Source organism: Exiguobacterium sp. SRB7LM, from assembly GCF_015712685.1.
GTDB lineage: Bacteria > Bacillota > Bacilli > Exiguobacteriales > Exiguobacteriaceae > Exiguobacterium > Exiguobacterium profundum.
The window spans coordinates 1,655,875-1,668,131 of record NZ_VWVR01000006.1 but is presented as its reverse complement, the minus strand read 5'-3'; the positions used below and the strand labels follow the sequence as shown (position 1 = coordinate 1,668,131).

12 protein-coding genes are annotated in these 12,257 nt (G+C 51.4%); all 12 read left to right on the top strand.

Translation table 11 applies throughout. The features are described 5' to 3' along the window. Positions 1–8: 8 nt before the first annotated feature. The 12 genes from wecB (at position 9) to F3H97_RS09225 (ending at position 12,238) form a co-directional block, all read left to right on the top strand. Positions 9–1,160, top strand: a complete 1,152-nt coding sequence (gene wecB / locus F3H97_RS09280) for a non-hydrolyzing UDP-N-acetylglucosamine 2-epimerase (protein ID WP_196431186.1) — start codon at positions 9–11, stop codon at positions 1,158–1,160. Between the two features lie 3 nt (positions 1,161–1,163). Then, positions 1,164–1,802, top strand: a complete 639-nt coding sequence (locus F3H97_RS09275) for a sugar transferase (protein WP_196431185.1) — start codon at positions 1,164–1,166, stop codon at positions 1,800–1,802. A 106-nt stretch (positions 1,803–1,908) separates the two neighbouring features. Continuing rightward, positions 1,909–2,952: a polysaccharide biosynthesis protein gene (locus F3H97_RS09270; protein WP_159562892.1), complete on the top strand. Its 1,044-nt coding sequence runs from the start codon at positions 1,909–1,911 to the stop codon at positions 2,950–2,952. A gap of 5 nt (positions 2,953–2,957) precedes the next feature. Beyond that, positions 2,958–4,193 (top strand): glycosyltransferase family 4 protein, encoded by a 1,236-nt coding sequence (locus F3H97_RS09265; RefSeq protein WP_230872840.1) that lies wholly within the window; start codon positions 2,958–2,960, stop codon positions 4,191–4,193. Further along, entirely contained in the window at positions 4,102–5,361 is a 1,260-nt protein-coding gene (locus F3H97_RS09260) for an ATP-grasp domain-containing protein (protein ID WP_230872839.1), read from the top strand. The genes F3H97_RS09265 and F3H97_RS09260 overlap by 92 nt, the downstream gene beginning before the upstream one ends. After that, complete coding sequence (locus tag F3H97_RS09255) at positions 5,325–6,437, top strand: polysaccharide biosynthesis C-terminal domain-containing protein (protein ID WP_196431183.1); 1,113 nt, start codon at positions 5,325–5,327, stop codon at positions 6,435–6,437. Before F3H97_RS09260 ends, F3H97_RS09255 begins: the two co-directional genes overlap by 37 nt. A 14-nt stretch (positions 6,438–6,451) precedes the next feature. After that, positions 6,452–7,429 carry a glycosyltransferase family 2 protein gene (locus F3H97_RS09250; protein ID WP_196431182.1) on the top strand — a complete coding sequence of 326 codons (978 nt, stop codon included), beginning with the start codon at positions 6,452–6,454 and terminating at the stop codon, positions 7,427–7,429. A 26-nt stretch (positions 7,430–7,455) separates the two neighbouring features. After that, the gene (locus F3H97_RS09245; protein ID WP_196431181.1) at positions 7,456–8,577 is read left to right on the top strand and encodes a DegT/DnrJ/EryC1/StrS family aminotransferase; all 1,122 of its coding nucleotides are present in this window, start codon (positions 7,456–7,458) and stop codon (positions 8,575–8,577) included. Further along, the gene (gene rfbA, locus F3H97_RS09240) at positions 8,574–9,545 is read left to right on the top strand and encodes a glucose-1-phosphate thymidylyltransferase RfbA (protein WP_196431180.1); all 972 of its coding nucleotides are present in this window, start codon (positions 8,574–8,576) and stop codon (positions 9,543–9,545) included. Before F3H97_RS09245 ends, rfbA begins: the two co-directional genes overlap by 4 nt. Next, the gene (rfbB, locus tag F3H97_RS09235; RefSeq protein ID WP_196431179.1) at positions 9,451–10,503 is read left to right on the top strand and encodes a dTDP-glucose 4,6-dehydratase; all 1,053 of its coding nucleotides are present in this window, start codon (positions 9,451–9,453) and stop codon (positions 10,501–10,503) included. The genes rfbA and rfbB overlap by 95 nt, the downstream gene beginning before the upstream one ends. 41 nt (positions 10,504–10,544) lie before the next feature. After that, the gene (locus F3H97_RS09230; RefSeq protein ID WP_196431178.1) at positions 10,545–11,525 is read left to right on the top strand and encodes a glycosyltransferase; all 981 of its coding nucleotides are present in this window, start codon (positions 10,545–10,547) and stop codon (positions 11,523–11,525) included. Between the two features lie 14 nt (positions 11,526–11,539). Next, positions 11,540–12,238, top strand: coding sequence for a WbqC family protein (locus F3H97_RS09225; protein ID WP_196431177.1), 699 nt, complete (start codon positions 11,540–11,542; stop codon positions 12,236–12,238). Positions 12,239–12,257 lie beyond the last annotated feature (19 nt).

Below are 12,257 nucleotides of genomic sequence, written 5' to 3'. Positions count from 1 at the left end.
GGAACAAGATGAAACGACTCAAGGTCATGACGATTGTTGGTACTAGACCCGAAATCATTCGATTGTCCGCCGTGATGGCACGTCTCGAAGCCTCCGAGGCAATCGATCATGTGCTCGTTCATACGGGACAAAACTATGATTACGAATTGAATCAGATTTTCTTTGAAGACTTTGGCCTGCGGACACCGGATTATGTGTTAGACGCCTCGGCGGATGGTCCGATGGCGACGATCGGCAATATCCTCATCGCCATCGATCCCGTGCTCGCATCCGAGCGTCCGGACGCGGTCTTGCTACTCGGGGACACGAACAGCTGTCTCGCAGCCATCGCCGTAAAACGTCATCACATTCCCATCTTCCATATGGAGGCGGGAAATCGCTGTTTTGACGAACGGGTCCCGGAGGAGACGAATCGTCGCATCGTCGACCATATCGCCGACATCAATCTGACCTATAGTGACATCGCACGCGAGTATCTGCTTCGTGAAGGGTTACCGGCGGACCGCATCATCAAGACGGGGAGCCCGATGTACGAAGTGCTCCATCGTCAACGGAAGAAGATTGAGCGGTCAGACGTGCTCGAACGGCTCGACTTGGAGCGAGATGCCTATTTCGTCGTATCGGCCCATCGCGATGAAAACATCAGTGATGACGAGAACTTTTTCGATCTGGTCGACACGCTCAATGCGGTCGCGACCACGTACCAGCTCCCCCTCATCGTCAGCACCCATCCCCGGACGGCAAAACGCATTCGTGAGAGTGGGGTGCGTCTCCATCCAAACATTCGTACCCTCAAGCCGCTCGGCTTCAGTGACTACGTCCACCTGCAACTCCATGCGAAGGCCGTGTTGTCGGACAGCGGTACGATCAGTGAAGAGAGCTCGATTCTTGGGATCAAAGGGTTGAACATCCGTCAGGCGCATGAGCGTCCGGAGGCGATGGAGGAAGGGGCGGCAATGATGGTCGGATTGAAGCGGGAGCGAGTGCTTCAGGCGCTTCGAATCTTAGAAGAGACGGAAGGTCCGATGCGACTCGTGAACGATTACGCCATGCCGAACGTCTCCGATAAAGTGCTCCGCATCTTGTTGTCCTACACGGACTATGTGATGCGAGAAGTGTGGAAGCAACATACGGTGTCGACCGAGAAGAAAGAGGTGTGAGCCATGGACTATATGACGTTCAAACGAGTTTTTGACGGGACGCTCAGCGGAGTCGCGCTCCTTCTTCTCGCACCGTTCCTGCTCCTCATCGCCCTCTTGATCAAAATCGATTCGAGGGGTCCCGTCTTTTTCAAACAGGAGCGCATCGGATTACGGGAGACACGTTTTTGGATGTATAAGTTCCGGACGATGCATCAAGACACCCCGAACGATGTCCCGACACATCTGTTTAACGACTCCACGAAACATATCACGCGCGTCGGGGCGTTTCTTCGCAAGACGAGTCTTGATGAATTGCCACAGCTCGTAAATATTTTAAAAGGCGAGATGGCCATCGTCGGACCGAGACCCGCACTGTGGAACCAGGACGACTTGGTCGAGGCTCGTCGAAAAGTGGGAGCGACAGAAGCGTTACCGGGTCTGACCGGATGGGCACAGGTGAAGGGGCGCGATGAGCTTCCGATTGAGGTGAAGGCGAAACTCGACGGGGACTACGTTCGCCAGATGAGCTTTTGGTTCGATCTGCGCTGTATCGCCTTGACCGTTCGGAACGTCTTACTCCGGGAAGGAATCGTGGAAGGGGCGCCTCCACCCAGCCCGACGTCTGAAGAAAAGAAGATGATGCATGTTGCGAAAAAATGATAACGGTTTCCATTAAGTTACCAATTTAAGTGAGACCAACCGGGTAAATGATGACATACCGCTCTTCCTACATCTGAGACTAGACAGCTACGAAAGGAGCCTTCTTATGTTTTCCAACAAAACATTGCTCATCACAGGTGGGACGGGATCGTTCGGCAATGCCGTGATGGAGCGATTCCTCGATACGAACATCAAAGAGATTCGCATCTTTTCACGGGATGAGAAGAAACAAGAAGACATTCGCAATCGCTATCATCATGACAAGTTAAAATTCTACATTGGCGATGTACGGGACCCGAACAGTGTCAAAAATGCCATGTACGGCGTCGATTACGTCTTTCACGCGGCGGCGCTAAAGCAAGTTCCCTCATGTGAGTTTTTCCCAATCGAAGCGGTGAAGACGAATATTCTCGGTACGGAAAACGTCTTGAACGCCGCCATCGAAGCGGGTGTGGAGAAGGTCATCTGTCTTTCGACGGATAAGGCGGCCTACCCGATCAATGCGATGGGAATCTCCAAAGCGATGATGGAAAAAGTCTTCGTCGCCAAGGCCCGTGCGGTCGGACCAGACCGGACGCTGATCTGCGGGACCCGTTACGGGAACGTGATGGCATCACGCGGATCGGTCATCCCATTATTCGTCGAGCAAATTAAAAAAGGGGAGCCGCTCACCGTGACCGATCCGCTCATGACGCGTTTCTTGATGAGCTTGGCCGATGCGGTCGAACTCGTCGTCTTCGCATTCCATCATGCGCATGCCGGTGACATCATGGTCCAAAAATCACCTGCCTCGACGATCGGTGTGCTCGCGGAAGCTGTGAAACAACTGTTCGGGGTCGATCTTCCCATCAAAGTCATCGGGACTCGCCACGGCGAGAAAGCGTTCGAGACGTTGATGACCCGGGAAGAGAAAGTCGTCTCCGAGGACATGGGTGGCTTCTTCCGCGTCCCGGCCGATAATCGTGACTTGAACTACGAGAAGTATTTCAGTGAAGGCAGCCAGGAGCTGACTGCTCAAGGCGAGTACAACTCGAACAATACGAGACAGCTCGATGTGGAGGAAGTGAAGGAACTCTTGTTGACGTTACCTTACATCCAGGAAGAACTCGCGAAATGGACAATTCCCGCTTCCGCGAAACGAATCGGGTGAGTGTGATGACCAGACAACGAATCGTCTTCTTATCCAATATGGCTTCCCCGTATCAAGTCAAATTCGCTGACGCGCTCCATAAATATTTTGATACTGAGTTTTGGTTTTATAGACAAATCACGGATCAACGTCCTGATTGGTGGGTCATCCCACTTGGTAAACGCTGTCGCATCTTGAGAGGATCCTATTTCTCGAAAAAGACGAACTATCTGTCACTCGATGTGTTTGTCCAACTCATCCGGTTTCGACCGCATATCTTGCTACTAGCCGGCTTTACCCCGTTTCATGCCTTGCTCTTACAAATCGTCAAACTGTTCGGGGTGCGCGTCGTCGTCATGAGTGAACCGATTCGAAGCGTACGAGGTGAGACGAGTGGAGAATCGACGTTATTGACAAGAGAAAACGGCTTGCACAAGACCACACGGATTCATCGACTGTTCAAGCGGGCCGATTTGATTTTTGGAATGGGAAACGTCGCACGCGATCAATTTATCAAGGAACTAGGCTTCCCTTCCGAACGAGTCGTCTCGGCACCCTATCCGATTGATATCGAGACGCATATGTCGCACCCATTGCGTCAGAAAGGAACAAATGACCCGATTCATCTGTTGTTTGCCAATCGCTTAATCGAACGTTATCAACCACTCGTCGCCTTGGAGGCGTATCGAATCTTGAAAGAAGAATATCCGAACCTTTCCATGTCGCTCAATCGCGACGGACACCTCGCAGATGCGTGTCGGCGATATATCGAGGACGAGCAGTTGGCGGACGTCACGTTCCTTGACGAAATCGAGTCGTGGGACGGATTGAATCTCGTTTACCGGAGTTCAGACATCCTCGTATTACCGGCGACCTATTCGAACGGGAACATCAGCATCATTGAAGCCTGCGCGTCCGGGATGGGGATTGTTGTCAGCCATGACGTCAACAACGTTGAGAGACATCTGCACGAAGGCATTAACTGTTACAAATGCGAACCGACGGTGGCGTCACTCGTAATCGAGCTCAAGCGGTATCTGGAACATCCTGAAAAATTGAAAGCTCACGGACAACAATCGAAAGAACTCGTGACACCGCGACTGAACGCCAGTACTGCTGCCATCTACGCCGATTTACTCCAACCACTTTACCGCAAAGGAGATTCTCACCATGCTGAAGCTGATGTTGCTCGGGGGCGCGATGCATCAAGTTCCCATCATCCAAAAAGCGAAACAACAAGGGATATTCACCGTACTTTGTGACTACCTACCAGATAATCCTGGCCGACTCGTGGCCGACCGTTATTACTGTACGAGCACCCTTGATCGGGAGGCAGTCCTCACCATCGCGAGAGAAGAAGGCATCGATGGGATTGTCGCCTATGCCTCCGACCCGGCGGCGCGAACGGCCGCCTATGTCGGAGAAGCGCTCGGTTTAGTGACGAACTCGCTTGAAACGGTCGAAACGTTGACGAATAAAGCGAAGTTTCGGACATTCCTACAGCGACATGACTTTGCCGTACCGGAAGCCTTTGCGTTCACCGAACTGGAAACGGCGGTCGACACGTTACGCGAGCGAGCAGGTGAATATATCATCAAACCGGCCGACGCCTCAGGGAGTAAAGGGATCAGCAAGTGGAGTCGTAAAAATGGGACCGACGAGCAGCTTCGTCACCATCTCCGAGCGGCCTTTGCGATGTCGTTCAATCAGGAAGTGGTCGTGGAGGAGTTCATCACGCGAGACGGCTATCAAATCGGCGGTGATGGGTTTGTCGTCGATGGAGAGTTAGTATTTCGTTGTTTCGGAAACGGACATTTCAATGTGAACGGAATCAACCCGTATGCTCCGATTAGTGCGAGTTTTCCGAGTGTTCATCCACCTCACGTGCTCGAACAGGTACATGAGACGTTGCAACGCATGTTGACTGAAGTCGGCTTCAAACAAGGGGCGTTCAATTTCGATATCTTCATCAAAGGAGAAGACGTCTATCTGATGGATCTCGGTCCACGGAACGGAGGAAATTATATCCCACAAATCATCGAACAAGCGACAGGCGTCGACTTGGTCCAGGCGACGATTGATGTCGCACTCGGGATGCCGTTGATGCTCGAGATGAAACCAGTGACCGTACCGTCCGCCTATTTCATCATCGGTAGTCAAGAAAAGGGTCAGTTCATGGGTGTCCATTTCGATGAGGACGCATATACGATTCGACAAGCGAATATCTATTACAACGTCGGAGATGTGGTCCCACGCTTCGAAGGGGCAAATCAAGCACTCGGTAGTTTGATTCTAGAGTTTGAAGACGTTGAGACGATGCTTCGACTCGTTGAACATCCCGAGCGATGGCTGACCTTACACATCCAGTCAACCGAAGAAACGGAGGGAGAATCATGGACATCGTCGTCACCGGTGCGAACGGTTTTTTAGGCAGACACCTCGTCCACGCCTTAGAGCGGGATGGGCATCTAGTCCTCCCAATCACCCGTTCGACATCATCCGTGGAACGAAGCTACTATCTACGTCGAGCCGACGCCGTCTATCATGTAGCCGGAGTGAACCGTCCTGAACGAGTCGAAGAATACACGACTGGAAACGTCGACTTGACCGAGGCGATTGCAATCGAATTGCTGTCCTATAATCAGGTCCCGGTCTTTTTCGCCTCGTCGATTCAAGCGACTCAAGACAATCCTTACGGAAACAGTAAACGAGAAGCGGAGGACATCTTGCGGCTTTACGGTCAACGGAGTGGGGCACCGGTTCACATTTATCGGCTCCCGAACTTGTTCGGCAAATGGGGGCGACCTTTCTATAACAGTGCGGTCACGACGTTTTGTTATCAGATTGCACGAGGAGAGGACGTCACGATCACACATCCAGATCACGTGTTGACGCTCGCCCATGTTGATGACGTCGTCGCATCATTTGTAGAGGCGCTGCGTAAAACAGAAAGCGCCGATCCAGATGTCCTGACGCACCAAATCACATTATTCGACCTCGCCCGAATGATTGAATCGTTCGAAGCGGTCCGTATGGCTAGAGGGGTACCGGATGTATCGGATCCCTTTACGAAAAAGCTGTACAGCACGTACTTAAGTTACTTGCCGAAAGAACGGATGGTCACGCCTCTCTTGATGCATCAGGACGTGCGGGGGTCGTTCACAGAACTGTTCAAGACGCCTGACCGTGGTCAAGTCTCCGTCAACGTGGCTAAACCTGGAATCACAAAAGGGGAACACTGGCATGAGTCGAAACATGAACAGTTCATCGTCGTCAGCGGTGAAGGCGTGATTCGGCTCCGGTTGATGGACCAAGATCAGATCATCTCGTTCCATGTCAGTGAAGAACAGCTTGAAGTTATCGAAATTCCGTCAGGTTACGTCCATCATATCGAAAACACGGGCGTGAAAGATTTAGTGACGGTGATGTGGGTGAACGAGCCGTTCGACGCGAGTCAACCGGACACCTATCCAGCCACTGTCGCACAAGACGCGGAAGTCTCATAAAGGAGGGGTTCATCATGGTCATGGTGAGCATCAACTGCATCACATACAATCACGAGAAATACATCGCTCAGGCGATTGAAGGCTTTTTGTCACAGCGTACGAACTTCGATGTCGAGATTCTCATCCATGATGACGCCTCAACGGATCGGACGGCAGACATCATCCGGAAATATGAACAGAAGTATCCTGAAAAGTTTAATGTCATCTATCAGACGGAGAACCAATATTCAAAAGGTGTGTTCATCGGTCGAATGAACGAGGAGCGAGCGCGAGGCAAATACATCGCAGTATGTGACGGAGACGATTATTGGACCGACCCATACAAACTGCAAAAACAAGTCGACTACATGGAAGCTAATCCAGACTGTACGCTTTGTTTCCACGATGCGTATGTCGAGACAGACGGGAAGCTCCACTCGAATTGGCGCGTCATCCCATGGATGCCGGAAAATCGAAAGCTCGCCTCTTCCGTGCCTCGTACGTATGACGCCGGAGAGTTGCAGTTACTCGGGTTCGTTCCCGCGATGTCCATGATGTATGTGAATGATTTCCGTGACGCCCCGCGATGGCTCGAGGAGACGCCGGCGAGAGATGCATCGATTCGCTTGTATATCACGAGCAGGGGATACGCCTACTACATGTCGGAAGTGATGAGTGTTTATCGCTACGAGGTCGAAGGGTCGGCGACGACCATTTGGAACGAGGGGAATGTCGAACGTGACGTGAAGCGACATGAGGAGTTCATTCATTTTATCAACTTATTTGATGCCTATACCGACGGGAAATACCATCAGAATTTAGAGTTATCACGAATCTCTTTTGAAGTGGGGCTCCACCGATTGAAAGGAGAGTATGATGCGTTACGTTCCACTCGGTATGACGCGTATCTGGATCGATTCGTCGGAATCGATCGAATCCGACCTTACTTGATGATCAAGCAGCCGCATTTAACGGAGTGGCTGATTAACGTACGAAACCGAGCATTCGCTTAAACGAAAGGAAAAGGGGCGATTTCACCATGAATGGTTCAAATGTAGAAGCAGATGCCGTCATTCCCGTCACGCGACCGAGTATGCCGGATTTTGATACGTATATCGAAATGATTCGTCCCCTTTGGGAATCGCGTCACTTGAGCAACCGTGGCGAGCATGTGCGGGCATTAGAAGAAGAGTTAGAGCAGCGTCTCGACGTCCCGCACGTCTCTTTATTGACGAACGGTCATCTGGCCCTCGAAACGGCGATTGACGTGCTCGGGTTGACGGGTGAGGTCATCACGACGCCGTTCACGTTCGCCTCGACGACACACGCCCTCATCCGAAAACAAATCACCCCTATTTTCTGTGACATCAACCCCGTCGACTATACGATTGACGTCGACAAAATCGAGGCACTGATCACGGAACGGACGACGGCCATCCTCCCCGTTCATGTGTATGGAAACGTATGTGACGTGGAGGCGATTGAACAACTCGCAAAACGCCATGGACTCCACGTCCTCTACGATGCAGCGCATGCGTTCGGTGTCCGTCACGACGGGCGCGATGTCTCGACGTTCGGCGATCTGACGATGTTCAGCTTTCATGCGACAAAAGTGTTTCACACGATTGAAGGTGGGGCGCTCACGTTCCGGGATGCCCGTTACGTCGAGGCGATTCATCAAGCCGTCAACTTTGGGATCACTGGACCAGAATCCGTCGAATCGGTTGGGGGTAACGCCAAGATGAATGAGTTTCAGGCGGCGATGGGACGGTGCAACCTCCCACGGATCGATACCGACATTGAAAAACGGAAACGTCTGGTCGAGCGATACGACACCCGTTTAAGGGACGCTTCGTTTCTTCGCTTGAACCTTCGGAATGAACGAACCGAGTCCAACTATGCGTACTATCCGGTTCTCGTCATGCCAGGGAAAGCGGCACGCGATGACATGATGGCATACTTAGCGCAGCATGGAATTCTCGCCCGGAAGTACTTCTATCCGCTCGTGACCGATTTTTCCTGCTACGCATTCGACGCATCTGTACCGAACGCCACGTACGTCTCAGATCGGGTGATCACGTTACCTCTGTATCCGGACATGACAATGGAGATGGTTGACCGCATTTGTGACGTAATCCTTGAAGGAGGGAATGAACGATGAAAGGGATCATTCTAGCGGGTGGGAACGGGACACGTCTCTACCCGATGACGAAAGCAGTCTCGAAACAGCTATTGCCGATCTACGACAAGCCCCTCATCTATTATCCGATGTCGGTGTTGATGCTCGCCGGCATCAAAGAGATTTTATTGATCTCGACCCCGAAAGACATCTCCGGGTATGAGCGACTGTTCGGTGACGGACATCAACTCGGAATCTCGATTACGTACCAAGTACAAGAGCGTCCGGTCGGTCTCGCGGATGCTTTCATCTTAGGAGAATCGTTCATCGGGGACGACTCGGTTTGCCTCATCTTAGGGGATAACGTCTTCTATGGTCCGAACTTGACGCGCTTTTTACAGGATGCGAAAGAGCGGCAGTCAGGCGCGACGGTGTTCGGGTATCCGGTAAAGGACCCACGGGCATTCGGTGTCGTCGAGTTCGATGCGGACCGTCGTGTCTTGTCCATCGAAGAGAAACCGGCGGTCCCCAAATCCAATTATGCGGTACCGGGGCTCTACTTTTATGACAATCAGGTCGTCGAGTTCGCGAAACAAGTGAAGCCGTCCCCGCGCGGTGAGCTTGAGATCACGTCGATCAATCAGATGTATTTGGAACGAGGCGAGTTGAACGTCGTCTTGTTCGGTCGCGGGATGGCTTGGCTCGATACCGGGACGCCAGAGGGGATGATCAAAGCCTCCATCTTCGTACAGACGGTGCAGGAACGACAAGGTTATTACATCGCTTGTTTGGAGGAGATTGCGTGGCGTCGTGGGTTCATCACGCGAGAGCAATTGGCCGACATCGGTCAGACGCTCAAGATGACTGATTACGGACAGTATTTGATATCGCTTCTAGAGGAAGGAGAACAGACCAATGCATACGATCCTAGTGACTGGCGGAGCCGGGTTCATCGGTTCAAATTTCATAAAACACTTTCGGGACAAACATCCAACGTCACGCATCCTTAACGTCGACGCGTTGACCTATGCCGGCAATTTAGAGAACGTCCAAGCGTTCGAGCACGACCCGCTCTACGTGTTTCGGAAAGTAGACATCCGCAACCGTTCGGCGATTGATGAACTGTTCTCTCTCTTTGAGATTGACGAAGTCGTGCATTTTGCGGCGGAATCACATGTCGACCGAAGTATCCTTGAGCCGGAGTTGTTCCTCTCGACAAATATCCTGGGCACACAAGTGTTGCTCGACGCGGCCATGCGACATTGGAAACGGTATCCGGACGATAAATACAGTCGAGAATACCGAGATGACGTCTGTTTCGTCCATGTCTCGACGGATGAGGTGTACGGGTCGCTCGGGGAGACGGGATTCTTTACTGAAGAGACGCCACTTTCCCCGAACAGTCCATATTCCGCCTCGAAGGCCGGGTCTGATTTGCTCGTTCGTTCCTATCATGAGACGTACGGCTTACCGATTAAGATCACCCGTTGCAGCAACAATTACGGTCCGTACCAGTTTCCTGAGAAACTGATTCCGCTCATGGTGCACCATTGTATGACCGATCAACTACTCCCAGTATATGGGGACGGAGGACATATCCGAGATTGGTTACATGTACAGGACCACTGTGAAGCGATCGATCTCGTTCGGCAAAAGGGACAGGTCGGAGAAGTCTATAACATCGGCGGACATAACGAGAAGACGAACCTCGAGCTCGTCCGAACGATTTTACAGGCTTTTGACTTACCCGATGACCGCATCCAATTCGTGACGGATCGCCCTGGTCACGACCGTCGTTATGCGATTGACGCGACGAAAATGAAAGACGAATTAGGGTGGATGCCACGCTACAGTTTTGAACATGGAATCGAAGAGACGATTGAATGGTATCGGTCACATCCGGAATGGGTCGAACGCATCGTCTCGGGAGCGTACAAAACCTATTATCAAGACATGTACTCTTCCTAAATCGGAGCCGTTCTATCATCTTAGGAAAGGAGGGAATCGACATGGTGATGGTCAGCATCGACTGCATCACGTATAACCACGAACCGTACATCGCCAAAACGATTGAAGGGTTTTTGATGCAGGAAACAGATTTTGAATTTGAAATTCTCATTCATGAGGATGCCTCAACGGATCGGACGGCAGACATCGTGCGTAAGTATGAAGAGCAGCATCCAAATCTCATTCGGGTCATCTATCAAATGGAAAACCAATATTCTCAAGGTGTGCTGGTGAATCTGTTGAACGAAGAGAGGGCGCGTGGCAAGTACATCGCGCTTTGTGACGGGGATGACTATTGGACCGACCCGCAAAAGTTGCAGAAACAAGTCGACTATATGGAAGCCCATCCGGACTGTACGCTCTGTTTTCATGATGCGTATGTCGAAACGGACGACACACTCCATACAGGATGGCGCGTCATCCCGTGGATGCCTGAAAATAGAAAGTATGCCTCGACGGAGTCGCGGACCTATCATGCCGGGGAGTTACAGCTACTCGGCTTCATTCCGACGATGTCCATGCTGTACCGAAATGGACTGACAGACCATCTGTTGGATTGGATCGGCGATACGCCCGCATTCGATGGCGCGCTCAAACTTCACGTCGCAAGCCAAGGTTACGCCTACTACATGCCTGAGGTGATGAGCGTATATCGATTCGGTGTGTCCGGGTCGGTCACCACCAAATGGCGTCAACGAAACAGGGAGCGCGATATCGAGCGGGTGGAAGCATTCATCCGAATGATGGATGCGTTCGATTCCTATACAGATGGCAGATTTCATCAAGAAATCGAAATCTCTCGCTTATCGTTCGAGGTCGGCTTGCATCGTCTCCGACGTGATTTTCAAGCGCTGAAGTCCCCTCGGTATGACCGATATGTGGAGCGTTTCGTCGGGAGAGAGCGGCTACGTCCCTATTTGATGGTACGACATCCGCATTTGATGGAGTGGTTGATTCGCATGCGCTCGTTCCAGCTGGGATAAGGAAGGTGGCTCAAATGAAATTAGGAATCATGCAGCCTTATTACTTCCCATACCTCGGATATATTCAATTGATGAACGCGGTGGACCAGTTTGTCATTTTGGACCATGTGCAATTTACGAAACGAGGATGGATTCATCGAAACCGCATTTTGGTCGAAGGAAACATCAAACCGATCCATCTGAAAATCGATCATATGACACAGCATCGTACAATCCGTGAGCATGAGCGGATTCTCGATCCGGTTCATGAGGCCTATCAACTGCGCTTATTGCATCATGCGTATCAGCACGCACCAAGTTATGTCGACGTCATGCCGATGGTGGAACGAATCATCAAAAACGGGGAACGCAATGTCGCCACTTATCTAGAAACGTTATTGACGGAAGTACGGGACTATCTCGAGATGGATACGGAGTTATTGGTCGCCTCCTCGCTCGACTACGACAAATCGCTGAAGTGTGAACAATTGGTACTCGAGATTTGTCATCATTTGCGTACCTCGCATTACATCAATGCGATTGGAGGGCAGGAACTTTATGACAAACAGCGTTTCGCGGAATCTGGGGTGCCGCTTGATTTTATCAGGATGGATGCGGTGGAATATGCTCAATTTGGTCATCCATTCACGCCCAACTTGTCCATCATCGATGTCTTGATGTTCAATTCGAAGACGAAAGTGCGTGAACTACTCGATGCCTATACGCTCGTCTAATGGGGCGAGATAGATGCCG